This is a genomic window from Allobosea sp. RIT-PG3_2, from assembly GCF_057321085.1.
In genome coordinates this window covers 235,942-261,055 of record NZ_JBXWCA010000005.1, presented here as the reverse complement: position 1 = coordinate 261,055, position 25,114 = coordinate 235,942, and the positions used below count along the sequence as shown (strand labels likewise).

Sequence of the window (25,114 nt, the reverse complement as noted above, 5' to 3'; positions counted from 1 at the left end):
GGCGGTGAGACCCCACCGGGTTCGTTGAGGCCAGGAGCCTCTCACCCTGCCGGGCCAAGGCATCGGGCCCGAAAAGTGGAAACCACTTTTCGGAAGAACCGGATGCCGAAAGATGGCCAGCGAGCAGCGGGACAGCAGGACGGACGGATGATTCCGATTGTCGGCATCGGCGCGGGCCTCGTTTCGGCCCTGCTCTTCTCAGTGGTGATCACCGGATCGCCGCTGGCCGCATTGCTGTATTCAGCTGCCCCCCTCCCGATCTTCATCGCGTCCCTCGGCTGGAACCACCGCTCCGGGCTATTCGCCACGGCCGCGGGCGCGCTCGCCGTCGCCGTTGCGCTCGCCCCGACGGGCGGCATCGCCTTCGCCTTCATCATCGGGCTTCCGGCCTGGTGGATCGCCTATCTCGCTTTGCTCGCCCGCGGCGATAGCCAGGGCAAGGTCGAGTGGTATCCGCTCGGCAACCTTCTGCTCTGGATCGCAGCGACCGCTGCGCTCGCCACCGTCGGCAGCGCGCTGGTGATGACCACCGACTACGACACCTACAGCAAGGTGATCGCGCGCATGATCGAGAACCTGCTGAACGAGATGGTGCGCGGCCAGCTGATCACGCTGCCCGCCGACATCAAGGTGCCGGAGCTCGCGCAGAGCCTGGCTCCGGCCGTGCCGCTCGGCATCGGCGCCTCCTTCGTCACCACCATCACCGCCAATCTCTGGCTGGCGGCGCGCACCGTGAAGATGTCGGACCGGTTGCCGCGCCCCTGGCCCTTTATCCCGTCGGCCTCCCTGCCGCGGCAGGCGCTGCTGCTCCTGATCGCGGTGGCCGTCGCCGCCGCGGCCGGCGGCTTCATCGGCGTGGCCGCGACGGCTCTCGTCGGCGCGCTGCTCGCCGCCTTCATGTTCAGCGGGCTTTGCCTTCTGCACGACATTTCGCGCGGCCGCCCCTGGCGGCTGCCGATGCTGATCTCGGTCTACGTCGCGCTCGTCGTGATGCAGGCCGTGCTGACGCCGCTGCTCGCGGTCGCCGGTCTGATCGATACGCTTCTCGGCCTGCGCAAGCGGGTCGTGCTGCCGCCTCCGCCTACCCAATCCTGAAACCTGACTAAAAAGACCTGAAGGAGAAGACCCATGGAAGTGATCCTGCTCGAACGCGTCGCCAAGCTCGGCCAGATGGGCGAAGTCGTGCGCGTGCGCGACGGCTTCGGCCGCAACTACCTGCTCGCCCGCGGCAAGGCCCTGCGCGCCACCGAGGAGAACAAGAAGCGCTTCGAGAGCCAGAAGCTCGAGCTCGAGACCCGCAACCTCGAGCTGAAGTCCGAGGCCGACGCGGTCGCCGAGCGCCTGAACGGCCAGAGCGTCATCATCCTGCGCCAGTCCGGCGAGTCCGGCGTGCTCTACGGCTCGGTCTCGACCCGCGACATCGCCGAGGCGCTGACCAAGGACGGCTTCCACGTCGCGCGCGGCCAGGTGACGCTCAACACCCCGATCAAGACGCTCGGCCTGCACACCGTCCCGGTCGTGCTGCATCCGGAAGTTTCGGTCACCGTCACCGTCAACGTCGCCCGCTCGGCTGAGGAAGCTCACCGTCAGGCCGCCGGCGAGAACGTCACCGCCCGCGAGGAGTTCGACCTCGACGATCTCGGCCTCGAGGTCGGCGCGGCGCTGGCCGAGGCCGGCGACGACGATCGCTGAGCCTTGCAGCTCCCCAAATGAGTCAAGGGCGCCGTGGCAACACGGCGCCTTTCTTTTTGAGCAGCTGTGAACTGCGGGGAACACTGCTGGCGCAAATTGGCAGAGTAGTGGACTACTGCCCCCTCGACATGGCCGCGGGTGCGTTCTGGTGCGGCCGGTTGTCGACTTGAATTATCAATCAGCATTGATTTATCGGGACGGTCATGGCCCCCGCTACAGCCCTCGTCGCACGCCTCGAAAATCGTGAGGCGGACTATCGCGTCCAGCCTCACAACATCGAGGCCGAGCAGGCGCTGCTGGGCGCGATCCTGGTCAACAACGACGCCTTCTATCGCGTCTCCGACTTCCTGCTGCCGGACCATTTCTTCGAGCCGATCCACCAGCGCGTCTTCGAGCTGAGCTCCAGCATGGTTCGCGCGGGCAAGCTCGCCACGCCGATCACGCTCAAGACCTTCGTCAACGACCTCGACCTCGGCGACATCACGCCGAGCCAGTACCTCGCCCGCCTCGCCGCCGAGGCGACGACCGTCATCAACGCCGGCGATTACGGACGCACGATCTACGACCTCGCGGTGCGCCGCCTGCTCATCGGCGTCGGCGAGGACCTCGTCAACGTCGCCTATGACGCTCCGGTCGAGATGGCGCCGCGCGAACAGATCGAGGATGCCGAGCGCAAGCTTTACGAGCTGGCGGAAAAGGGCCGCTACGAGGGCGGTTTCCAGAAATTCGACGGAGCGCTCCGGCTCGCCATCGACATGGCGGCCAGCGCCTATCAGCGCGCCGGCGGCCTCTCCGGCATCTCGTCGGGCCTGCGCGACCTCGACCAGCGCATGGGCGGCCTGCAGCCCTCAGACCTCATCGTGCTGGCCGGCCGTCCGGCCATGGGCAAGACATCGCTCGCCACCAATATCGCCTTCAACATCGCCAAGGCCTGGCGCGGCGAGCGCCAGACGGATGGGACGATCAAGACGGTCGACGGCGGCGTCGTGGCCTTCTTCTCGCTCGAAATGTCGTCCGACCAGCTCGCGACCCGTATCGTCGCCGAGCAGTCCGGCATCTCCTCCTACAAGATCAGGCAGGGCCGCATCACCGAGGCCGACTTCGCCCGGCTGACCGACGTCGCGGCGCAGATCGAGCGTATCCCGCTCTATATCGACCAGACCGGCGGCATCTCGATCGCGCAGCTCGTCGCCCGCGCCCGGCGGCTCAAGCGGCAGAAGGGGCTGGATGTCCTCTTCATCGACTATCTCCAGCTGCTCTCCGGCTCCTCCAAGAACAGCCAGAACCGCGTGCAGGAGCTGACCGAGATCACCACCAGCCTGAAGGCGCTGGCGAAGGAGCTCTCGGTTCCGATCATCGCGCTCTCCCAGCTCTCGCGTCAGGTCGAGAGCCGCGACGACAAGCGCCCGCAACTCTCGGACCTGCGCGAATCCGGCTCGATCGAGCAGGACGCCGACGTGGTGATGTTCGTCTACCGCGAGGAATACTACCTCAAGGGCAAGGAGCCGCGCCCCGGCACCGAAGACCACAACAAGTGGCAGATCGAGATGGAGGCGGCACATGGCGTCGCCGAGCTGATCATCGGCAAGCAGCGCCACGGCCCGACCGGAACGATCGCCCTCCAGTTCGACGCCGATGTCACGCGCTTCTCCGACCGCGCCGACGAACTCCGCATCCCGGACCGCGAATAATGCCTTTCGACACGCCTGTTGCCGGCGCCTATGGCGCGACCCTGACCATCGACCTCGCCGCACTGGTTTCGAACTGGCGTCTCCTAGGCGAGCGCGCCGGCACGGAGGCAGGCGCGGTGGTCAAGGCCGACGCCTACGGCGTCGGCATCGAGCCTGCCGTGACCGCGCTCGCCAGGGCGGGGTGCCGCAGCTTCTTCGTCGCCCATGTCTCGGAGGGCATCCGCGCGCGCAGCGTCGCGCCGGACGCCACGATCTATGTGCTGAACGGGCTGCTGCCGGGCAATTGCGACGTCTATGCGCTGCATGGCCTGTCGCCGGTGCTCGGCTCGCATGAAGAACTGCTCGAGTGGGCCTCCTTCCGCCAGACCGGCGCCAAGGTCCGGCCAGCAGCGCTGCATGTCGACACGGCGATGAATCGGCTCGGACTCTGGGCCGGGGAAGGGCTCAATCTCGCCCGCGAGAAATCCGGCGTGATCGCGGCGGCCGATATCGGCCTGGTGATGAGCCATTTCGCGTCGTCGGAGGTCGAGACCGATCCGGCCAATGCCCGCCAGATCGCAGCCTTCGCCGAGATCACGGCTGCCCTGCCCGGCATTCCGGCCTCGCTGAAGAACTCCTCGGGCCATTTCCTCGAAGGTTGTCCGTCCTACCAGCTGACGCGGCCGGGCTATGCCCTCTATGGCGGCAACCCCACGCCCGGGCAGCCGAACCCGATGCAGCCGGTGATCGGGCTGGAGGCGCGCATCATCCAGGTCCGCGAGGTCGAGGGTGGCACGCAGGTCGGCTATAACGGCCGCTGGACGGCCAAGGGGAAGCGCAAGCTCGCGACCATCTGCCTCGGCTATGCCGACGGTTACCCGCGCAACGGCAGCTGGACGGACAGCCTCGCCGGCGGATCGGCGCTGCTCGATGGCGTCGTCTGCCCCTTCGTCGGCTCCGTCTCGATGGACCTCATCATCATCGACGTCAGCGACGCGCCGGCCTCTGCCGCGCAGCGCGGGGCGAACGTGACGCTGATCGGCGGCGCGCTCGACCTCGAAGCCGTTGGCGCTGGCGCCAAGACGATCGGCTACGAGATTCTGACCAGCCTCGGCCGCCGTTATGCGCGGCGGCATGTGGGGCTTTGAGCGCGTGACCGCCACCGCCGTCATTCCGGGGTGCGCCGCAGGCGCGAGCCCGGAACCCAGAACCGATGCGGTTTCAAGACGAGCGGCAATGGCGATGCCAAGACGAATGCGGGCATCGGTTCTGGGTTCCGGGCTCATCGCTGCGCGATGCCCCGGAATGACGACGGAGCCTCACTGATGGCCAAGCGCGCTCCGACCTATCACTGCCAAGCCTGCGGCGCGGTCTATCACCGCTGGCAGGGCAAATGCGACGCCTGCGGGACATGGTCATCGCTGGTCGAGGAGGCGCAGGCGGCGCCAGTTCCCGGCGGCGGCCGCCCCTCTAGCGGGCGGGCGCGTGGACGCGTTTTCGCGCTGGAGACGCTGAAGGGCGAGACGCAGGACGCGCCGCGCATCGTCTCCGGCATCGGCGAGCTCGACCGAGTCACCGGCGGCGGCTTCGTGCCGGGTTCCGTGCTGCTGATCGGCGGCGATCCCGGAATCGGCAAGTCGACGCTGCTGATGCAGGCCTGCGCGGCGCTCGCACTGGGCGGACAGCGTGTCGTCTATGTCTCGGGCGAAGAATCGACCGGTCAGGTGCGCCTCAGGGCCGAGCGGATGGGCCTGGCCGACGCGCCGGTCGATCTCGCAGCCGAGACCAATGTCGAGGACATCGTCGCGACGCTCGGGCAGGGCCAGCGCCCTGCCCTCGTCGTCATCGATTCGATCCAGACCATGTGGTCGGGCGAAGTCGAGAGCGCGCCGGGCACCGTGACGCAGGTGCGCGGCTCGGCCCAGGCGCTGATCCGCTACGCCAAGACCAGCGGCGCCTGCCTGATCCTCGTCGGCCATGTCACCAAGGACGGCCAGATCGCCGGCCCCCGCGTGGTCGAGCATATGGTCGACGCCGTGCTGTCGTTCGAAGGAGAAGGGGCGCACTCGTTCCGGATCCTGCGCGGCCAGAAGAATCGCTTCGGCGCCACCGACGAGATCGGCGTCTTCGAGATGACCGGCAAGGGGTTGTCGGAGGTGACGAATCCCTCGGCGCTGTTCCTCGCAGGCCGGGACCAGCCGGCGCCGGGCGCGGCCGTCTTCGCCGGCATCGAGGGCACGCGGCCCGTGCTGGTCGAGATCCAGGCGCTGGTCGCGCCGACCGCTCTAGGCACGCCGCGACGCGCCGTGGTCGGCTGGGAGAACAGCCGCCTCGCCATGGTGCTGGCCGTGCTGGAAACGCATGGCGGCCTCAGGCTCGGCCAGCATGATGTCTACCTCAACGTAGCGGGCGGCCTGCGCGTCAACGAGCCGGCCGCCGATGTCGCGGTGGCGGCGGCGCTCGTCTCCTCGCTGACGGGAGCCATCCTGCCGCAGGAATCCGTCTATTTCGGCGAGATCGCCCTCTCGGGCGCGATCCGGCCCGTCTCGGTCGCGGCGGCGCGACTCAGGGAGGCGGCGAAGCTCGGCTTCGAGGCGGCGCTGATGCCGTCCGGCGGCGCGGACCATGGCGACGGCAACGGCCTCAGCTTGCGCCGTTTCGGCCATGTCACGGAACTCGTTGCCGATATCGCGGCGCGCGCACCTCGCAGAGATGTGAAATGACTTCGCCGAAAGGGTGACGCAGAGGCCTGGAACGCGTATAGCAAAGCCGAAACGGCCACCTTATCTCAGGCTGGCCGGCACCAGACCATAGCAAAGCGGCCCTTCCATGCCTGTAACCATTCTCGATCTCGTCGTCATCGGCGTGGTTCTGATCTCGGCTTTGCTCGCGGCCGTGCGCGGCTTCACGCGCGAAGTGCTTGCGATCGCCTCCTGGGTTGCTGCCGCGGCAGTCGCCTGGGTCTTCCACCCGCAGCTCGTGCCTTTCGTGAAGCAGTATATTCCGGCGAGTTCGGCGCAGGACACGATCGCGCTCGTCGCCTCGATAGCCGCGCTATTCCTCGCCACGCTGATCGTCGTTTCGCTGGTCACGGCGCGGGTTTCCGACTTCGTGCTCGACTCGCGCATCGGCGCGCTCGATCGCACGCTTGGCTTCGTCTTCGGCGCGGCGCGCGGCCTGCTGCTGGCGGTGATCGGCTACCTCTTCTTCGCGGCGCTGGTCGGCAGCGAGAAGATGCCGGTCTGGGCGAAGGACGCCAAGGCCAAGCCCATGCTGGAGGAAACCGGCCGCTCGCTGATCGGGATGCTGCCGCAGGACGTCAACGCCGATTTCATCAAGAACCTGCTGAAAAAGCAGAAGGCGGAGGAAACCACCGAGGCCCCGGCAGAGGAACCGCGTACCCCGGCGACGGCGGCACCGGTTGCGCCTGCCCCAACCCGTCCCTAATTGACGCGTAGAGAGTCCGTCCCAGCGCGTGGAGCTCGCCATGATCTCGCAGACCGAGACTGATACCGCCTTCGATCCCAATGCCGACCGGCTGCGGGAGGAATGCGGCGTCTTCGGCATTTACGGCCATGCCGACGCAGCTGCGCTGACGGCACTCGGCCTGCACGCGCTCCAGCACCGCGGCCAGGAGGCGGCGGGAATCGTCTCCTTCGACGGCAAGCGCTTCCATTCGGAGCGCCGGCTCGGACTTGTCGGCGACGCCTTCTCGGAAGCGAGCGTCATCGACAAGCTCCAGGGCAAGCAGGCAATCGGCCATGTCCGCTATTCGACGACGGGCGAGACCATCCTGCGCAACGTCCAGCCGCTCTTCGCCGAGCTGCATGGCGGCGGCTTCGCCGTGGCGCATAACGGCAATCTCACCAACGGGCTCACGTTGCGCCGCAATCTCGTCCGCGACGGCGCGATCTATCAGTCGACTTCCGACACCGAGGTGCTGCTGCATCTCGTCGCGCGCAGCCGCAAGCAGCATTTCGTCGAGCGCTTCGTCGAGGCGATCCGCCAGATCGAGGGCGCCTATGCCTTCGTCGGCATGACCAACAAGAAGCTGATCGGCGCGCGCGACCCGCTCGGCATCCGCCCGCTGGTGCTGGGCGATCTCGACGGCTGCCCGATCCTGACCTCCGAGACCTGCGCGCTCGACATCATCGGCGCGAAGTTCGTCCGCGAGGTCGAGAACGGCGAGGTCGTAATCATCTCCGACAGCGGCATCGAGAGCCACAAGCCCTTCCCGCCCGTCGCCGAGCGGCCCTGCATCTTCGAGTACATCTATTTCGCCCGCCCCGACTCCGTCGTGAAGGGCCGCAGCATCTATGAGCACCGCAAGGCGATGGGCGCGGTGCTGGCGCAGGAATCCCCGGCCAATGCCGACGTCGTCGTGCCGGTGCCGGATTCGGGTGTGCCGGCCGCGCTCGGCTATGCGCAGGCGAGCGGCATTCCCTTCGAGCTCGGCATCATCCGCAACCACTATGTCGGCCGCACCTTCATCGAGCCGACGCAGAAGGTCCGCGAGCTCGGCGTCAAGCTGAAGCATTCGGCCAACCGCTCGGTCGTCGAAGGCAAGAGCATCGTGCTGGTCGATGATTCGATCGTGCGCGGCACGACTTCGTTCAAGATCGTGAAGATGATGCGCGAGGCCGGCGCCCGCGAGGTGCATTTCCGCATCTCCTCGCCGCCGATCACCCATCCCGACTATTACGGCATCGACACGCCGGACCGCGAGAAGCTGCTCGCCGCAACGCACTCCCTCGAAGAGATGCGCCAGTTCGTCGGAGCCGATTCGCTGGCCTTCATCTCCGTCGACGGGCTCTATCGTGCGATGGGCCATGAGCGGCGCGATCCGGCCCGGCCGCAATTCACCGACCATTGCTTCACCGGCGACTATCCGACCTCGCTGACCGACGTGATCGGCGAGAGCGCCAAGCAGCAGATCTCCCTGCTGGCCGAAGCCGGCTGAACCAGCGGACTATCCCATGACCAAGGCTCTCGAGGGGCGCATCGCGCTCGTCACCGGCGCGTCGCGCGGAATCGGGCGCGCCGCGGCCCTGGCCTTCGCCCAGGCTGGCGCGCATATCGTCGCGCTCGCCCGCACCTCGGGGGCGCTCGAGGAACTCGACGACGAGATCCGGGCGATCGGCGGCAGCGCCACGCTGGTGCCGCTCGATCTCTCGGATGCCGGCGGGCTGGAGAAGCTCGGCCCTGCTCTGCTGGAGCGCTGGGGCAAGCTCGACATCCTGCTGGCGAATGCCGGCATCCTCGGTTCCCTCACCCCGCTCGGCCATGCGACGGAGAAGGACTGGGCGAAGGTGCTCGACATCAACGTCACTGCGAACTGGCGGCTGATCAAATCGCTCGATCCGGCGTTGCGCGCCTCGGATGCGGGCCGCGTGCTGCTAATGTCGTCGGGCGCCGCCCATAAGTGCTCGGCGTATTGGGGGCCGTATTCGATTTCCAAGGCCGCCGTGGAGGCTCTGGGGCGCACCTACGCGGCCGAGACGGCGACCACGCCGGTCAAGGTCATGCTGGTCAATCCGGGGCCGCTGCGCACCAAGATGCGGGCCGAGGCGATGCCGGGCGAAGACCCGGAAACGCTGAGGACACCGGAGGATTTGGCGCCGCATCTCGTCGCGCTCGCCTCGCCGGGCTGGGCGGAGAGCGGCAAGATCTTCGACTTTCCGCAGGGCAAGGTGCTCACGCCGCAGCTGCCGGCCTGATCCGCTCTCTGCCTCAGCGCAGGGATGCCCGCGCAAGCCCGATCAGATCCGGGATGGTGAGGTTCGGCAGCGCCGCCATCTCATCGAGGCTGAACCAGCGGATCTCGTCGTGCTCGTCGACGAGATTGATGGCTTCGCCGCCATCCCAGGTACTGACGACATAGATGTGGTGGAGAGCTGCGCCGTTGCGTTCCGGAAAGCGCTCGGCCTCCGACAGCACCAGCTCGTAGCGCGTCGGCGTCAGCCCCACCTCCTCGCGGCATTCGCGGATCAGCGCCTGTTCGAGAGCCTCGCCCAGCTCGACACGCCCGCCGATCGCCGAGCAGCACCTTCCGGTCCAGGTCGACGAAGAGCGCGCTCACGGTTTCGAGCATGCGCGCCCCGCTCTCGTCACTCGGCCCGCAGCCAGCGCAGCAACCCGGCCTGATCGCCGTTCTCCACCGCCGCCGCGACACGCCGGCCGACCGCCGCGCCGAACTTGTAGCCATGGCCCGAGCAGGCCGAAACCGCGGTGACGCGGCCGATTTCGCGCGACAGGAACTTGCGGTCAGCCGTGAAGGTGTAGGCGCAGCTCGCCACGCGCTTGACCCGGTACTCGTCGACGCGCGCGAAGGGCGGCGAGAAATAATCGCGGATCTGCTCGCCCTCGCCCGGCCGGGGCTCGCGGTCCTCGTCGGGCTGGCGCTGGCGCTTGTGGACACCGGCACCAACCTTCAGCTCGGTGCCATCGACCGGCGGCAGGACATAGCCGTCGACCGTGCCGCCGACATCGACGATGGCCGGCGCCGCCTCCCAGGCGGCCTTGAGATCCTCAGGCGGATCGAGATAGGCGATTGCCGTGCGGTAGGTCGTCAGCGCATCGGCGAGCTCCGGCAGGAGCTTCAGCACCCAGGCGCCGGCAGAAACGACGATGCGATCGAAGCTCGCGGCCTCGCCATCAGCCAGAGTCAGCTTGCCCGACTCGGGCTCGATCGCCGTCACGGCCACGCCTTCGCGGATCGAGACGCCCCGCTCGCGCAGCAATCTCACCATGTCGGCGGCGATACGGGCGGGAAACAGCGCCCCGCCTTCCGGGCTGAGATAGGCGTAGCGGATCGTCGCCGGATCGAGGAACGGATAGCGCCTGGCGGCCTCGGCCGGATCATAGAGCTCATACGGCGAGCCCATGCGGTCCAGGCCCTGGCGATAGTCCTCGCCCTCGTCGCCCTCGGTCTGGGAAATGCCGAGCACCCCGCAGGCTGCGTAATGACGCACGCCCAGATCGGCCCAGAGCTCCTCCCAGGCCTCGAAAGCCTCGGTGATGGTGCGGGCGTAGCCATCGGCGCCGCCATAAGCGCGGCGGATGATGCGGTGCTGGTCGCCCGAAGCGGCATAGGGATTGGGAATCCGCGCCGCCTGCTCGAACAGGGTGACCTCATGCCCGCGCTTGTTCAGCGACCAGGCGGTGGAAAGCCCGGCGATACCGGCACCGACGACCGCGACCCTCATCAGCCCTTGCGCTCCTTGTCATAGGGATTTTCGCCGCCGCGCCTGTGCAGGCGGATCGGCGTGCCCGGCAGTTCGAAGGCTTCGCGCAGGTTGTTGACCAGATAGCGGGTGTAGGACACCGGCAGATGGTCGAGCTGGTTGCCGAACAGCGCGAAGGTCGGCGGGCGCGCCTTGGCCTGCGTCATGTAGCGGATCTTGATGCGCCGTCCCGCCACGGCCGGCGGCGGATGGGCCGATAGCACGCCTTCCAGCCAGCGGTTGATGCGTGCGGTCGAGACGCGGCGGTTCCAGACGTCATAGGCTGAGAACACCGCCTGCATCAGCCGGTCGATGCCCTCGCCGGCCAGTCCGGACAGGGGAATGATCGGCACGCCGCGTACCTGCGCCAGCAGGTAGTTGGCCTTCTCCTTCAGCTCGGCGAGCAGGCCCTGCTTGTCGGCAACGAGGTCCCATTTGTTCAGGCCGATGACGACGGCCCTGCCCTCGCGCTCGGTCAGGTCGACCAGCGTCAGGTCCTGCTTCTCGAAGGGGATGGTGGCGTCGAGCAGCACGACGACGACCTCGGCGAAGCGGATCGCGCGCAGCGAATCCGCCACCGACAGCTTCTCCAGTTTCTCCTCGATGCGGGCGCGCTTGCGCATGCCGGCGGTGTCGAAGAGCTTGACCTTTCGGCTGCGCCATTCCCAGTCGACCGAGATGGTGTCGCGGGTGATGCCGGCTTCCGGACCGGTCAGCAGCCGCTCCTCGCCGATCATGCGGTTGACCAGCGTCGACTTGCCGGCATTCGGGCGGCCGATGATGGTGACGCGCAGCGGCCGGTCGGGATTGGCATCCTCCTCCGCGTCCTCCGCCGGTACATCCGCCCAGGCGTCTTCCTCTTCTTCCTCGGGCTCGTCCGGGATGAAGGGCACCAGCGCCTCGAGCAGATCGGCCGTGCCCTCGCCATGCTCGGCCGAGAACGGCACGGGATCGCCGAGACCGAGCGAGTAGGAATCGATGATGCCCTCGGTGCCCTTCTTTCCCTCGGCCTTGTTGGCGAGCAGGATGACGGGCTTGCCGGAACGGCGCACCAGATCGGCGAACGGCTGGTCCATAGGCGTCAGGCCGAGGCGGGCATCGATCATGAAAACGACGACATCGGCCTGGGCGATCGCGGTCTCGGTCTGGGCCCGCATGCGGCCGAGGAGCGAATCCTTGTCGGCTTCCTCCAGACCGGCGGTGTCGATGACCTTGAAACGGAGATGGCCGAGCGTGGCGTCGCCCTCGCGGCGATCGCGCGTGACACCCGGCCGGTCGTCGACCAGGGCGAGCTTCTTGCCGACGAGCCGGTTGAACAGCGTCGACTTGCCGACATTGGGCCGGCCGATGAGGGCGACGATGGCTGTCATCAGACTTCACATTCCATCGTCACCCCGGCCAGGCGACATTGCCGGAGCGGGGCGACGGAAGCGTTGGGAGCGGAGCTCCGGTTCAGTTCTTTACCGTAACGGGGCCGCCGCGGACCAGAGCGAGATAGAGCTCGACGCGCTGGCGCAGAGCCTGTGGCGCCTGCGGATCGGTGATCGCGGCGTCGAACCAGCGGCCGGCGTCGTCGAACTGGTTGGCCTTGAGCGCGGAGATGCCGAGGAATTCGCGCGCCGAGTGGCGCCAGACGCCCTGCGGAACGGCCAGCGGCTCCAGCACCGTCTTGACCTCCGCGTAGGGCGAGAGATCGACGCGCAGGATGCCGGCGCGCAGCCTGGCGAGATCGCGATAGGTCGCGTCCAGCGCCGCATCATTAGCAAGCGCGTCGAAGGCGGCGACACCCGCAGCCGCATCACGCTTGGCGGTCTCGCCGGCAAGGCGGAAACGCGCGATCTGGCGATAGCCCGCAGGCGCGCTGTCAGCCAGTTCCTTGAGGATCGTCTCGGCCTGCGTGCTGTCGCCGTCGCGGGAGGATTTCAGCGCCGCTTCGAGGCGGGCGCCGACGGCCTGCGAGGCCTGATTCTCGCGATGCAGCCAGAACTGCCAGCCCGCCACGGCGAGCACCGCCAGCACCGCAAGGCCGGTGACGATCCAGCCATATTTCCTCCAGAGCTCCGCCGCCTTGTCGCGGCGGACTTCCTCTTCGATCTCGCGAAAAATATCGGCCATTGATTATCAAATTCCCTGTTGGGAAGCCCGGTAGCATTTTCAGGCCGGGAATGCGAGCCGGATCGGCTTCTCAATCCCGCGGCGGCTCTGCCCGGAACAGCAGGCTGCCGTCGCCATAGGAGTAGAAGCGGTATTCCGCTGCGATCGCATGGGAATAGGCAAGTTTCATCATGTCAAGCCCGCAGAAGGCGGAGACGAGCATGAACAGCGTCGAGCGCGGCAAGTGGAAGTTCGTCATCAGCAGGTCGACGGCGCGGAAGCGATAGCCCGGCGTGATGAAGATCGCCGTGTCGCCCGAGAAGGGCCGGATGGTGCCGTCCTCGGCGGCCGCGCTCTCGATCAGCCGCAGCGACGTCGTGCCGACGCAGACGATCCGCCCGCCTTTCGCCTTCACCGCGTTCAGCGCGTCAGCCGTCTCGGCCGAGACCGTGCCCCATTCGGCATGCATGCGGTGCTCGTCGGTGTCCTCCGCCTTCACCGGCAGGAAGGTGCCGGCGCCGACATGCAGCGTGACGAAATGGCTGCTGACGCCGCGCGCATCGAGTGCCGCGAGCAGCTCCGGGGTGAAGTGCAGCCCGGCGGTCGGCGCCGCGACGGCACCATCCTTGCGGGCGAAATTCGTCTGGTAGTCGGTGGCATCGGCATCGTCGGTCGGGCGCTTGCCGGCGATATAGGGCGGCAGCGGCAACTCGCCGAGCCGCGCGATCGACTCGTCGAGATAGGCGCCTGTCAGGCTGAATTGCAGCTCGACCTCGCCGCCCTCGCTCTTGGCAATGACCTCGGCACGCAGGCGGCCGAACTCGCAGGCATTGCTGGCGCCCTCCGAATCGAAGACCACCGTCTCGCCCAGCGCCAGCTTCTTGGCCGGCCGCGCGAAGGCCAGCCAGCGATCCTCGCTCTCGCGCTTGTGGAGCATGATCTCGACGCGGGCCGAATCCGCGCCGCGAAAGCGCCGCCCGCGCAGGCGCGAGGGAATGACGCGCGTATCGTTCAGGACGAGCGCGTCCCCGGGCTCGAGCAGCGAGACGAGATCGCGGATGCCGCGATCCTGCAACGGCTCGGGCGCATCCGGGCGCACGACGAGCAGGCGCGCCGCATCGCGCGGGCTTGCCGGCCTCAGCGCGATACGGTCTTCCGGCAGGTCGAAATCGAAGAGGCCGACATCCATCGGGCTAAGGCTTGTTGCTCTTCATATGATTGCTCGGTCATCCCGGCCGGAGCGAAGCGGAGGGCCGGAATCCATGCCTGACCTTGCGCGGAAGCGCTCTGGCATGGATCCCGGGTCAAGCCCGGGATGACGCGCGTCATTCTCGGGCGGAGCTTAGCGCAGACCCGAGAATCTTTTGCAGGAGATGCTCGGGGCAAGCCCGAGCATGAGGATGGGAAGGCCGCCAGCCTCAGGCCGCGTCGGCCATGACCTTCATCGAGACGATCGAGTCGGGATCGCGCACCGGCTCGCCGCGCTTGATCTTGTCGACGTTGTCCATGCCTTCGACGACTTCGCCCCAGACGGTGTACTGCTTGTCGAGGAAGCGGGCATCGTCGAAGACGATGAAGAACTGGCTGTTGGCCGAGTTCGGGTTCTGGGAGCGGGCCATCGAGCAGATGCCGCGGACATGCGGCTCGGCGTTGAACTCCTGCTTCAGGTCCGGATAGCTCGAGCCGCCGGTGCCGGTGCCGTGCGGGCAGCCGACCTGGGCCATGAAGCCGTCGATGACGCGATGGAAGACGATGCCGTCATAGAAGCCCTCGCGGGCCAGCAGCTTGATGCGCTCGACATGGCCGGGAGCGAGGTCGGGACGCAGCTTGATGACGACGGGGCCCTTGGTCGTCTCCATGACGATGGTGTTCTCGGGATCGTGGGACATCAGCTTTGCCTTTCGTTGGACGGCGTGCGGCCGTGGAAGCGTATGGTGAAGGGTCGCCCCGCGATACTCGCTCCGAGGCCCTTCGACAACCTCATCGGCGTGCAGGAGCGGATGGCGGCAACCGCGGATTCGGTGAAGCGCTTCTGGAACGCCGCGTCGCCGCGGCGCGTCTCCCAGGTCACGCGCGGCTGGCCGAAGAGGCTGCCATCGCGGCGCAGGCTGAAGCGGACGGAGGCCATCGCGCCGGTCAGGTCCCCGGGAAGCGGCGGCGGGCTCCAGCAGCGCCGCAAGGCCGGCGCGATATCGGAAAGCTTGTCGACTGTCTCGCCGCCCTCCTGCTGCGTCTCGGGCGAGAGCGAGCCGACGAGGCCGATCTCGCCGCCGCGGCGCATCAGGGTCTGCGTCTGCGGGCCGACGCGACGCTGCTGCATGCCCGGAATGTCATTGTCGCCGCTGAACGGCCCGCCGATGCCGGGATTGTAGCGCTGGCCGCTCTGCGGCGGCAGGGTCGGATTCTGGAAGCCCGAGGGCGGCGGCAGGACCGGGTTCTGCGAGCCGGACGCCGGCGGCAACCCGAGATCGCGCGTATCCTGCGCGACCGCCGCGCCTGCGCTGAAGACGAGCGCTGCGAGAATGCCGATGAGGGCCGTTTGCTGCATGGTCCCGGCCCTCCCCGGCTTCATGTCACTTGGCGTCGGATGCCATCCGCATGCGGATGATCTTGTCGGGGCCGGTCACCTGGCCGCTGCCCTGTGCACCCTTCTTGATCTTGCGCACTGCGTCCATGCCCGAGACGACCTCGCCGAACAGCGTGTACTGGCCGGTCAGCGGGCTGCAGCCCTCGTAGCAGATGAAGAACTGGGAATTCGCCGAATCCGGCGACTGCGAACGCGCCATGCCGACGGAGCCGACCTTGTAGGGCGTAGGGGTGAACTCGGCCGGCAGGTTCGGCATATCGGACTTGCCGGTGCCAGTGCCGGTCGGGTCGCCGGTCTGGGCCATGAAGCCGTCGATGACGCGGTGGAAGACGATGCCGTCATAGAAGCCGCGCTTCACCAGCGCCTTGATCTGCGCGACATGCTTGGGCGCAAGATCCGGCCGCAGGCGGATCGTGACCGGGCCGTCCTTGGTCTCGAGCACGACGGTGTTTTCCGGATCGGGCTTCGGGCTCTGGGCCTGGGCGAAACCGAGGGAAGCGACGACGGCAAGGGCGGCGAGCGAGCTGCGCAGCATGAACATCTCCATGGCCGCCAGCGAGCCCGGCGGATGGCCGGTCGATAGCCGCATCCTTTGGCCGGAACAAGGCATATCCAATGCCGTCGAATCGCTCATGCTGCACTGCACAAGTGCAGTGGAGACTAATCTTGCAAAAATTCGAGGCTATGACTGCCTAAAGTGATGACAGGGCCGTCACAATCGGCTAATCCTTCTGGCGCTGGGAGCGCTCTGCGAGCAGAGCGCTGCGGACCAGGTCTCGGGAGGAACAAACGCCCGCCTTGCATATGAGTCGCACCCTTGAATGTGCGCCGATGCAGCGGTAAAAAGCAGACTACCCAAGGCAAGGCATCCGCCTTGCCTTTTTCTTTTGGGCATACCGAAGTCGGTCGTTTCGCCTCGATTTGCTCGCGGAAGTCTTGCTGCTGGCAGAAGTCTTGCGTCAGATGTCGTAAGTCACCCAGACATACCAGACGCCGGCGAAGATCACCGCCGCGATCACCGACGTGATTGCCGCCTTTTTGAGCAAGCCCGGCAGGATGGGCGCGCCCGGTTCCGTTCCCTCGACGACATCGCCCGCCTCTTGCTGGCTGCGGATGCCGAAAGGCAGCACGGCAAAGAGCGTGATCCACCAGATCACGAAGTAAAGGGCGAGCCCGCCGACGACGTTCATGCGCCCCTCCCGGCCAGGGCGATGCAGGAGAACGCGATGCGCGCCTGCGTCGGCACGCCGAAGCGCGCCGTGTGACGCGCCGGCAGGCCGTTCGGGAAATGCTTCACATACTCGGCGTTGCAGGCGGCGTAATCGGCGGGGTCGGTGATCAGCATCGTCATCTGGACGACACGGTCGAGCGCGCTGCCGGCATCGGCCAGGATCTCGGTGATCCGGCCCAGCGCATTGCGCACCTCGTCGGCCGGGGTCTCGCCGCGGTGAATGCCACGCGCGGGATCATGCGGGGCCGAATGACCGGAGACGAAGATCAGCCCGCCGGCGACGGTGGCGGCACTGAACGGGCGCGGCGAGCCGGGCTCCGGCTCGCCAAGGAAAGTGATATCGCTCATCGAATTCAGGCCTGTTCGAGCTCGACCAGCGTGCCGAGGAAGTCCTTGGGGTGCAGGAACAGCACCGGCTTGCCATGGGCGCCGATGCGCGGCTCGCCTGAACCGAGCACGCGCGCGCCCTGCGCCTTCAGGCGGTCTCGCGCGGCCAGGATGTCATCGACCTCGTAGCAGATGTGATGAATGCCGCCGTCCGGATTGCGCTCGAGGAATTTGGCGATCGGCGAGTCGGCGCCCATCGGCTCGAGCAGCTCGATCTTGGTGTTCGGCAGCTCGACGAAGACGACGGTGACGCCGTGCTCCGGCTGGGGCAGCGGCTGCGAGACGCGCGCGCCAAGCGTATCGCGATAGAGTGTCGTCGAGGCCGCGAGGTCCTTCACGGCGATGGCGACATGATTGAGGCGTCCGATCATCTTCGTCTTCTCCGGCGGGGCGCTGCGCCCCGTACTACACCTCGATCACCAGCGCATGCACCAGCGGCTTCTTGCCCCACTCCTCGTTGACGGCGCTACGCACGCCGCGCTCAAGCGCGTTGCGTAGGGCCTCGGGATCGCGGCGGCGGGCCTTCGGAATGCCTTCGAGCAGCTCGGCGACCGTATCGGCGACGTATTCGTCGAAATCGGTGCCGTCGCGGGTCCGCGGCGGCAGGCCGAGCACGGCGATCTCCGGCTCACCGGAAATGCCACCCTTCTCGTCGATGGCGACCGCGATCGAGACGACCCCGGCGAAGGACAGGCGGCGACGCTCAGAAATCGTCTTCTCCAACGCGTTCACCAGCAGTGAGCCGTCCTGGTAGAGCCGGCCATGCGGAGCCTCGTCGACCTTGCGCGCGCCATCCGCCGTGATCGCGACGACATCGCCGTTGCCGGCGCGCAGCACATGCTTGACGCCGAGGCTGCGGGCGAAGGTTTCATGCTCGGCGAGGTGCAGGTCCTCGCCATGTGCGGGGATCGCGATCTGCGGCTTCAGCCAGCCATACAGCCGGGCCATCTCCTCACGGCGGGGGTGGCCGGAGACATGGACGAGATGGGTGCGGTCGGTGATGATCTCGATCCGGTCGCGCGCCAGCGCGTTCAGGATGTTGCCGACCGCCTTCTCGTTGCCCGGGATGGTGCGGGAAGAGAAGATGACGCGGTCGCCCGGCGACAGCGCGATCTCGGGATGATCGTCCGAAGCGATGCGCGAGAGCGCGGCACGCGGCTCGCCTTGGCTGCCGGTCACCAGCGCCACGACCTTGTCGCGCGGCAGGTAGCCATAGGCGTCGACCGGGCGGAAGCCGGGGATGCCGTCGAGATAACCGCATTCGCGCGCGACATCGATGACCCTGTCCATGGCCCGGCCGACGACGACGACCTCGCGGTCGTTCGCGATCGCGGCCTCGGCGACGGCACGCAGGCGCGCGACATTCGAGGCGAAGGTGGTGACGGCGACGCGGCCCGGCGCCGAGGCCACCAGCTCCTTGAGCTTGGCCGCGACATCCGCCTCGCTCGGGCTCGTGCCGTCGCGCATGACGTTCGTCGAATCGCAGACCAGCGCCAGCACGCCCTCCTCGCCGAGCTCGCGCAGGCGCTTCTCGTTGGTCGGCAGGCCGACGCGCGGCGTCGGATCGATCTTCCAGTCGCCGGTATGGACGACGAGGCCTGCCGGCGTGCGGATGGCGAGCGCGTTCGATTCGGGGATGGAGTGCGCGACCGGCACGAACTCGATGTCGAACGGGCCGAGCGTGACGAACCCGCCCTGCGGCACGACATTGATCTCGACCTTGGGCGCGCCCGGCTCCGACAGGCGGCGCGTTGCGAGCAGGCCAGCGGCGAAGGGCGTGCAGTAGACCGGTGCGCGCAGGGAGGGCCAGAGTGCCGCGAGCGCGCCGATATGGTCCTCATGGGCATGGGTGATGACGATGCCCAGAAGGTTCGCCCGCTCCTCGATGATGTAGCGCAGATCTGGCAGGACGATATCGACGCCCGGTGCCTCCGGCCCGGCGAAAGACAGGCCGCAATCGACCAGGATCCATTTGCGCCGCCCCTCCGGTCCGAAGCCGTAAAGGGCGGCGTTCATGCCGATCTCGCCGAGGCCGCCGAGGGGAACGAAGACGAGCTGGTCGCTGGAACGGGTCACGGATGATCCTGCAGGCACGGAGAACCGCCCGCAGCATGCCTCATCGCATGCCGGTCGCGGCTTCCTGGAATCTGTTTCGGAAAACGCGGGTCATCCCGGACGAAGCGAAGCGAAGATCCGGGATCCATGCCGGAACCTTTCCGGTCGGCATTCCGGCATGGATCCCGGGTCGTCCTTCGGCCGCCCGGGATGACCACGTTGAACCGGGAATTTCCTTTAGCACGGTGGCGACGCGGCAGGCCAGCGTCGCCACCTGCCACCTCAAGGCGCCCCGAAGAACAGATCGCCCGCATCGATGATGCGGCGGCCGGTCTCGGTTTCGAGTTCGAGGCGTCCGGAGGCGTCGAGGCTGTTGAAGCGGCCTGCGAGAGGGCCTTCCGGCAGGCGGATGGTGATGGTCTCGCCGAGGAAGGCGGCGCGTTCGAGCCAGGCGGCGCGGATCGGGCCGAAGCCGCCCGGCTGGGACCAGACGGCAAAGCGCTGGGCGAAAGCGTCACTGAGGCCCGTCAGCACGGTCTCGACACTGGCCTGTGGCGCCAACGCCTTGAGGAAGGTCGCCGGATAGGGCGTCTCCGACGGGCAGGAGGCGATATTGACGCCGCAGCCGACGATGACGTTGAGCCGCCCTGCCCGGCTCTCGCCCTCCAGCAGCAGGCCCGACGTCTTGGCGCGGTCGAGCAGCAGGTCGTTCGGCCATTTGAGCTTCAATCCGGAGGCGGCCGGGCCGAGCAGCTTCGCAGCGGCGTCGTGCAGGGCCAAGCCCACCACGAAGCCGAGTTGCGGCGCCAGCGCCGGCTCGCAAGGGTCGGTCAGCAGGAGGCTGGAGTAGAGATTGCCGGGCGGTGAGCCCCATTGCCGGCCGTGGCGCCCCCGGCCCGCATTCTGGCTGCGGGCGACGATCCAGAGCTTGCCCGGCTCGCCCTGATCGAGCGCGCGACGGGCCTCCTCCATGGTGGAGCCGACCTCGTCGCGGATGATCAGCCGGTAGCCGGCAGCGCGAGCCGCTTCACCGAGCATGGACCCATCCGGCAAGGACGAGACCGTCATTCTCGGGCGAATCGAAGCGCAGACCCGAGAATCTCTGGCAGGAGATGCTCGGATCAAGCCCGAGCATGACGAGCCTGTCGCTCAAAACAGCGACTTCGCCGCCGCAGCCGCCGTATCGAAGAGCGGCGCCGGCAGGAACGAGAGCGCCAGCACGAAGACGGCCGAGACCAGCAGCACGGTGCGCACGCCGAGATCCGCCTTCTCGAAGGCCGGCTTCGGATCGTCGAAATACATCACCTTCACCAGGCGCAGGTAATAGTAGGCACCGACGACGCTGGTGAGCACGCCGACGACGGCGAGCACATAGAGCTTGGCATTGATCGCGGCCAAGAAGACGTACCACTTCGCCCAGAAGCCGGCGAGCGGCGGGATACCGGCGAGCGAAAACATCATCATCGACATCGCAAACGCCATCCAGCCATTGGTGCGGGACAGGCCGGCGAGTTCCGAGATGTCCTCGACCAGCTTGCCGTCGCGGCGCATCATCAGCACGCAGGCGAAGGCGGCGAGCGTCGTGGCGAGATAGATCGCCATATAGGTCATCACGCCCTGCACGCCCTCGGCCGTGCCGGCGGCGAGCCCGACCAGCGCATAGCCCATGTTGGCGATCGAGGAGTAGGCGAGCAGGCGCTTGATGTTGCGCTGGCCGATCGCGGCGAAGGCGCCGAGAGCCATCGAGGCGATCGAGATGAAGACGATGATCTGGCGCCAATCGTTGATCGCGCCCGGGAAAGCGCCGATGAAGACGCGGATCACCATCGCCATGGCGGCCATCTTGGGCGCCGAGGCGAAGAAGGCGGCGACCGGGGTCGGCGCGCCCTCATAGACGTCCGGCGTCCACATGTGGAACGGCACGGCCGAGATCTTGAAGGCAAGGCCGGCGGCGATGAAGACGATTCCGAAGATCAGGCCGATGCCGGCATGGCCGCCCTGGGTCGCGGCCGCGATGCCCGGGAAGGTGACGGTGCCGGTGAAGCCGTAGACCAGCGAGCCGCCATAGAGCAGCATGCCCGAGGACAGCGCCCCGAGCACGAAATACTTCAGGCCGGCCTCGGTGGACTTCGCGTTGTCGCGGTCGAAGGCGGCGACCACATAGAGCGCCAGAGACTGCAGCTCGAGGCCGACATAGAGGCTGATGAGATCGTTCGCCGAGATCATCATCATCATGCCGATGGTCGAGAGCACGACGAGGATCGGGAATTCGAAGCGCATCGTGCCTTGGCGCCGCAGCGTATCGGCCGAGAGCAGGATGGCGGCGCCGGCGCCGAGCAGCGTCAGCACCTTCATGAAGCGGCCGAAGCCGTCGGCGATGAAGCCGTCGTTGAAGGTCAGCATCTTGCCGGTGCCTGAGACGACCAGCGCCAGCGCGACCGACAGCAGCAGCAGCGCGAGGCCCTCCAGCAGGCGCGTGGAGCGCTCGCCCTGGATCGCGCCGACCAGCACCATTACGATGGCGCCGATGGCGAGGATGATTTCCGGCAGGGCCGGGCCGAGAGCGGGCAGAGCCATGACGAAACCTTACTGCACGGCCGCCACCGCCGTCTTCGCGGCGGTGAGCGCGGCCTGATAGTTCTTGATGAGCGCTTCGGTCGGCGCCGCGAAGGCGTCGAGGATCGTGTGCGGCTGCACGCCATACCAGATCGTCAGCAGGACGAGCGGCACCAGGATCGCGATCTCGCGGCCGTTCAGGTCCTTGATGTCCTTGAGCTCGGGCTTCACCAGCTCGCCGAACACAACGCGGCGATAGAGCCATAGCGCATAGCCAGCCGAGAGGATGACGCCGGAGGTCGCGAAGAAGGCGACCCAGGGATTGGCGCGGAAGGCGCCGACCAGCGTCAGGAACTCGCCGACGAAGCCGGCCGTGCCGGGCAGGCCGACATTCGCCATGGTGAAGACCATGAAGACCACGGCATAGATCGGCATCCGGTTCACCAGACCGCCATAGGCGGCGATCTCGCGGGTGTGCATGCGGTCGTAGATCACGCCGACGCAGAGGAAGAGCGCGCCGGAGACCAGCCCGTGGCTCATCATCTGGAACATCGCGCCCTGGATGCCCTGCGGCGTCAGGGTGAACAGCCCCATGGTGACGAAGCCCATATGCGCCACCGAGGAGTAGGCGATCAGCTTCTTGATGTCCTCCTGCATCAGCGCCACCAGCGAGGTGTAGACGATGGCGATGACCGACAGCGCGAAGACCAGCGGCGCGAACATCGCCGATGCTTCGGGGAACATCGGGATCGAGAAGCGGATGAAGCCGTAGCCGCCCATCTTCAAGAGGATCGCCGCCAGGATGACGGAGCCCGCCGTCGGCGCCTCGACATGTGCGTCGGGCAGCCACGTATGGACCGGCCACATCGGCATCTTCACCGCGAAGGAGGCGAAGAAGGCAAGCCACAGCCAGGGCTGCATCTGCGACGGGAACTTGTGCGCCAGCAGAGTCGGAATGTCGGTAGTGCCGGCGTTCCAGTACATCGCCATCAGCGCCAGCAGCATCAGCACCGAGCCGAGCAGCGTGTAGAGGAAGAACTTGTAGGAGGCGTAGACGCGCCGCTTGCCGCCCCAGATGCCGATGATCAGGAACATCGGGATCAGGCCGGCCTCGAAGAAGACGTAGAACAGCACGAGATCGAGCGCCGCGAAGACGCCGATCATCAGCGTCTCCAGGATCAGGAACGCGACCATATATTCGCGCACCCGCTTCTCGACCGAGGTCCAGGACGCCAGGATGCAGAACGGCATCAGGAAGGCCGTCAGCACGATAAAGGGGAAGGAGAAGCCGTCGACGCCGAGCTTGAACTTGATGGCGTCCGAAACCCAGCCATGGGTCTCGACCATCTGGAAGCCCGGATTGGCGGGGTCGAAGCGGCCCCAGGCAACACAGGCCAGCACGAAGGTCAGCACCGTCGTGACCAGCGCGGCCCAGCGGGCATTGGAGTCGACCGAGGCCTGATCGCCGCGCTGCGCCAGGATGAAGGCGGCGCCGATCAGCGGCAGGACCAGAAGACCGGTGAGAATACCGAAACCCAACATCATCTCACCCGCGCGTCACAAGATACCAGGTCACGAAGCCCGCGACGCCGATCAGCATGGCGAAGGCATAGTGATAGAGATAGCCGGTCTGCAGCCGGACCACTCGGTTGGTCACGTCGACCACGCGGGCCGAGATGCCGTCCGGCCCCAGGCCGTCGATGACCAGGCCATCGCCCTTCTTCCACAGGAAGCGGCCGAGCCACTTCGCGGGCCTGACGAACAGGAAGTCGTAGAGCTCGTCGAAGTACCACTTGTTGAGCAGGAACTGGTACAGCGCCGGGTTCGCCGCAGCGAGCTTGCCCGGCACGTCCGGCCGGCGGACATACATGTAGTAGGCAAGCGCGAAGCCGAGCACCATCGCCACGAAGGGCGACCAGACGACCCACTTCGGAACCTCGTGCATGGCGTGCAGGATGTGGTTGTCCTTGCCCATGAACAGCGCCGACTTCCAGAAATGCTCGAAGTCGTGGCCGATGAAGTACTCCTTGAACACGTAACCCGCGAAGACCGCGCCGACCGAGAGCACGGCGAGCGGGATCAGCATCACCCAAGGGCTCTCATGCGGCGTGTGGTCATGGCCGTGGCCATGATCGTCCTGCGCGTGCGACGCATGAGCATGGTCGTCATGGCCATGGGCGGCATGCGCGTGGTCGTCGTGACCATGGCCGTGCGCATCGTGCCCGTGAGCATCATGGCCCCAGCGCGGCTTGCCCTCGAAGGTCATGAAGTAGAGGCGCCAGGAGTAGAACGAGGTCATGCAGGCAGCGACGACCAGCAGGACATAGGCGTAGGAGCTAGCGAAGCCGCCATGCGCCACCGAGGCATAGGCGCTCTCGATGATGGCATCCTTCGAGAAGTAGCCGGCGAAGCCCGGGAAGCCGGTCAGGGCAAGCGTGCCGATCGTCATCGCCGCCGCGGTCAGCGGGATGTGCTTCCGCAGGCCACCCATGTGGCGCATGTCCTGCTCGTGATGCATCGCGTGGATGACCGAGCCGGCGCCCAAAAAGAGCAGCGCCTTGAAGAAGGCGTGGGTGAAGAGGTGGAAGATGCCGGCGCCGTAATTGCCGACGCCGAGCGCGACGAACATGTAGCCGAGCTGCGAGCAGGTCGAATAGGCGATGACGCGCTTGATGTCGTTCTGCACGAGGCCGACCGTCGCCGCGAAGAAGGCGGTGGTAGCGCCGATGACGACGACGACGGTCAGCGCGACCGGCGCGTATTCGAAGACCGGCGAGAGGCGCGCCAGCATGAAGACGCCGGCGGTGACCATGGTCGCGGCGTGGATGAGCGCCGAGACCGGGGTCGGGCCTTCCATCGCGTCCGGCAGCCAGGTGTGCAGCAGGAACTGCGCGGACTTGCCCATGGCGCCCATGAAGAGCAGCAGGCAGGTTAGCGTCAGCGCGTTCCAGTCATAGCCGAGGAAGCGGAAGCTCTGGCCGACCAGTTCGCCGGCACGCGGGAATATCGCGTCGAAGCCGACCGAGCCGAACAGCACGAAGACGAGGAAGATGCCGAGCGAGAACCCGAAATCGCCGACGCGGTTGACGATGAAGGCCTTCATCGCGGCGGCGTTGGCCGAGGGCTTCTGGTACCAGAAGCCGATCAGCAGATAGGACGCCAGGCCCACGCCTTCCCAGCCGAAGAACATCTGGACGAGGTTGTCCGACGTGATCAGCATCAGCATCGCGAAGGTGAACAGCGAGAGATAGGCGAAGAAACGCGGCCGGTGCGGATCCTCGTGCATGTACCCGATCGAGTAGAGGTGCACGAGCGAGGAGACGGTGTTGACGACGACCAGCATCACCGCCGTCAGCGTGTCGATGCGGAAGGCCCAGTCGACCTGCAGCTGGCCGGACGAGATCCAGCTCGCGATCTGGATGCGCGTCGTGCCGTGGCCGAAGCCGACCTGGACGAAGGCGACCCAGGACAGGACAGCGGAGACGATCAGCAGCGAGGTCGTGACGATCTCGGAGCCGCGCGCGCCGATCAACCGGCCGAAGAGGCCGGCGATCAGAAAGCCGATCAGGGGGAGGAAGACGATCGCGTGATACATGGGCGTGAGGTCCAGGCGCGGCGG

General features: G+C 67.0%; 24 protein-coding genes and 1 pseudogene. 9 read left to right on the top strand and 16 right to left on the bottom strand.

Annotation, left to right across the window (positions count from 1 at the left end; all coding sequences use genetic code 11):
• The first annotated feature begins 147 nt into the window (after positions 1 to 147).
• The 8 genes from AC2FAN_RS16975 (at position 148) to AC2FAN_RS16940 (ending at position 9,079) form a co-directional block, all read left to right on the top strand.
• A complete protein-coding gene (locus tag AC2FAN_RS16975; RefSeq protein ID WP_485175537.1) occupies positions 148 to 1,095 on the top strand; it encodes a DUF2232 domain-containing protein in 948 nt (315 codons plus the stop codon).
• Between the two features lie 33 nt (positions 1,096 to 1,128).
• Entirely contained in the window at positions 1,129 to 1,692 is a 564-nt protein-coding gene (gene rplI, locus AC2FAN_RS16970; protein WP_265053589.1) for a 50S ribosomal protein L9, read from the top strand.
• Positions 1,693 to 1,895: 203 nt separating this feature from the next.
• Positions 1,896 to 3,383 (top strand): replicative DNA helicase, encoded by a 1,488-nt coding sequence (locus tag AC2FAN_RS16965; protein WP_265053590.1) that lies wholly within the window; start codon positions 1,896 to 1,898, stop codon positions 3,381 to 3,383.
• Positions 3,383 to 4,510 (top strand): alanine racemase, encoded by a 1,128-nt coding sequence (gene alr, locus AC2FAN_RS16960; protein ID WP_485175535.1) that lies wholly within the window; start codon positions 3,383 to 3,385, stop codon positions 4,508 to 4,510. Before AC2FAN_RS16965 ends, alr begins: the two co-directional genes overlap by 1 nt.
• Before the next feature lie 177 nt (positions 4,511 to 4,687).
• Complete coding sequence (radA, locus tag AC2FAN_RS16955) at positions 4,688 to 6,085, top strand: DNA repair protein RadA (RefSeq protein WP_485175533.1); 1,398 nt, start codon at positions 4,688 to 4,690, stop codon at positions 6,083 to 6,085.
• Between the two features lie 106 nt (positions 6,086 to 6,191).
• Positions 6,192 to 6,809 (top strand): CvpA family protein, encoded by a 618-nt coding sequence (locus AC2FAN_RS16950; protein ID WP_485175532.1) that lies wholly within the window; start codon positions 6,192 to 6,194, stop codon positions 6,807 to 6,809.
• Between the two features lie 40 nt (positions 6,810 to 6,849).
• A complete protein-coding gene (gene purF / locus AC2FAN_RS16945; RefSeq protein WP_265053594.1) occupies positions 6,850 to 8,322 on the top strand; it encodes an amidophosphoribosyltransferase in 1,473 nt (490 codons plus the stop codon).
• Between the two features lie 16 nt (positions 8,323 to 8,338).
• Positions 8,339 to 9,079 carry an SDR family NAD(P)-dependent oxidoreductase gene (locus AC2FAN_RS16940; protein WP_485175530.1) on the top strand — a complete coding sequence of 247 codons (741 nt, stop codon included), beginning with the start codon at positions 8,339 to 8,341 and terminating at the stop codon, positions 9,077 to 9,079.
• Positions 9,080 to 9,092: 13 nt separating this feature from the next.
• Here the strand turns inward: AC2FAN_RS16940 and AC2FAN_RS16935 are convergent.
• The 8 genes and pseudogenes from AC2FAN_RS16935 to AC2FAN_RS16900 all read right to left on the bottom strand — a co-directional run.
• Positions 9,093 to 9,416: pseudogene (locus AC2FAN_RS16935) on the bottom strand (NUDIX hydrolase); the annotation flags it as partial.
• A gap of 53 nt (positions 9,417 to 9,469) precedes the next feature.
• The gene (locus AC2FAN_RS16930; protein ID WP_485175528.1) at positions 9,470 to 10,567 is read right to left on the bottom strand and encodes an NAD(P)/FAD-dependent oxidoreductase; all 1,098 of its coding nucleotides are present in this window, start codon (positions 10,565 to 10,567) and stop codon (positions 9,470 to 9,472) included.
• On the bottom strand, positions 10,567 to 11,955 hold the full coding sequence (der, locus tag AC2FAN_RS16925; RefSeq protein ID WP_265053598.1) for a ribosome biogenesis GTPase Der: 1,389 nt from the start codon (positions 11,953 to 11,955) through the stop codon (positions 10,567 to 10,569). The genes AC2FAN_RS16930 and der overlap by 1 nt, the downstream gene beginning before the upstream one ends.
• 82 nt (positions 11,956 to 12,037) lie before the next feature.
• Positions 12,038 to 12,700, bottom strand: coding sequence for a tetratricopeptide repeat protein (locus tag AC2FAN_RS16920; RefSeq protein ID WP_485175525.1), 663 nt, complete (start codon positions 12,698 to 12,700; stop codon positions 12,038 to 12,040).
• A gap of 70 nt (positions 12,701 to 12,770) precedes the next feature.
• On the bottom strand, positions 12,771 to 13,868 hold the full coding sequence (gene queA / locus AC2FAN_RS16915) for a tRNA preQ1(34) S-adenosylmethionine ribosyltransferase-isomerase QueA (RefSeq protein ID WP_485175523.1): 1,098 nt from the start codon (positions 13,866 to 13,868) through the stop codon (positions 12,771 to 12,773).
• 229 nt (positions 13,869 to 14,097) lie between these two features.
• Complete coding sequence (locus tag AC2FAN_RS16910; RefSeq protein ID WP_265053601.1) at positions 14,098 to 14,568, bottom strand: peptidylprolyl isomerase; 471 nt, start codon at positions 14,566 to 14,568, stop codon at positions 14,098 to 14,100.
• The gene (locus tag AC2FAN_RS16905) at positions 14,568 to 15,227 is read right to left on the bottom strand and encodes a hypothetical protein (RefSeq protein ID WP_485175521.1); all 660 of its coding nucleotides are present in this window, start codon (positions 15,225 to 15,227) and stop codon (positions 14,568 to 14,570) included. Before AC2FAN_RS16905 ends, AC2FAN_RS16910 begins: the two co-directional genes overlap by 1 nt.
• A 25-nt stretch (positions 15,228 to 15,252) precedes the next feature.
• Positions 15,253 to 15,801 carry a peptidylprolyl isomerase gene (locus AC2FAN_RS16900; protein ID WP_265054832.1) on the bottom strand — a complete coding sequence of 183 codons (549 nt, stop codon included), beginning with the start codon at positions 15,799 to 15,801 and terminating at the stop codon, positions 15,253 to 15,255.
• On the opposite strand from AC2FAN_RS16900, the gene AC2FAN_RS16895 reads away from it, so the two are divergent.
• Complete coding sequence (locus tag AC2FAN_RS16895; protein WP_485175518.1) at positions 15,800 to 15,967, top strand: hypothetical protein; 168 nt, start codon at positions 15,800 to 15,802, stop codon at positions 15,965 to 15,967. The genes AC2FAN_RS16900 and AC2FAN_RS16895 overlap by 2 nt on opposite strands.
• Positions 15,968 to 16,225: 258 nt before the next feature.
• Here the strand turns inward: AC2FAN_RS16895 and AC2FAN_RS16890 are convergent, their stop codons facing one another.
• From AC2FAN_RS16890 to nuoL, 8 genes are all read right to left on the bottom strand, one after another.
• Entirely contained in the window at positions 16,226 to 16,456 is a 231-nt protein-coding gene (locus AC2FAN_RS16890; protein WP_485175516.1) for a DUF1467 family protein, read from the bottom strand.
• Positions 16,453 to 16,845 carry a RidA family protein gene (locus tag AC2FAN_RS16885; RefSeq protein ID WP_485175514.1) on the bottom strand — a complete coding sequence of 131 codons (393 nt, stop codon included), beginning with the start codon at positions 16,843 to 16,845 and terminating at the stop codon, positions 16,453 to 16,455. The genes AC2FAN_RS16890 and AC2FAN_RS16885 overlap by 4 nt, the downstream gene beginning before the upstream one ends.
• A gap of 5 nt (positions 16,846 to 16,850) precedes the next feature.
• Positions 16,851 to 17,255: a methylmalonyl-CoA epimerase gene (gene mce, locus AC2FAN_RS16880; protein ID WP_265053605.1), complete on the bottom strand. Its 405-nt coding sequence runs from the start codon at positions 17,253 to 17,255 to the stop codon at positions 16,851 to 16,853.
• Between the two features lie 34 nt (positions 17,256 to 17,289).
• Positions 17,290 to 18,960: a ribonuclease J gene (locus AC2FAN_RS16875; protein WP_485175512.1), complete on the bottom strand. Its 1,671-nt coding sequence runs from the start codon at positions 18,958 to 18,960 to the stop codon at positions 17,290 to 17,292.
• A gap of 261 nt (positions 18,961 to 19,221) precedes the next feature.
• Positions 19,222 to 19,977: a biotin--[acetyl-CoA-carboxylase] ligase gene (locus tag AC2FAN_RS16870; protein ID WP_485175510.1), complete on the bottom strand. Its 756-nt coding sequence runs from the start codon at positions 19,975 to 19,977 to the stop codon at positions 19,222 to 19,224.
• Positions 19,978 to 20,088: 111 nt separating this feature from the next.
• Positions 20,089 to 21,516 carry an NADH-quinone oxidoreductase subunit NuoN gene (gene nuoN, locus AC2FAN_RS16865; protein WP_485175509.1) on the bottom strand — a complete coding sequence of 476 codons (1,428 nt, stop codon included), beginning with the start codon at positions 21,514 to 21,516 and terminating at the stop codon, positions 20,089 to 20,091.
• Between the two features lie 9 nt (positions 21,517 to 21,525).
• The gene (locus tag AC2FAN_RS16860; protein ID WP_485175693.1) at positions 21,526 to 23,037 is read right to left on the bottom strand and encodes an NADH-quinone oxidoreductase subunit M; all 1,512 of its coding nucleotides are present in this window, start codon (positions 23,035 to 23,037) and stop codon (positions 21,526 to 21,528) included.
• Between the two features lie 4 nt (positions 23,038 to 23,041).
• Positions 23,042 to 25,090 (bottom strand): NADH-quinone oxidoreductase subunit L, encoded by a 2,049-nt coding sequence (gene nuoL, locus AC2FAN_RS16855; protein WP_485175507.1) that lies wholly within the window; start codon positions 25,088 to 25,090, stop codon positions 23,042 to 23,044.
• Positions 25,091 to 25,114: the final 24 nt, after the last annotated feature.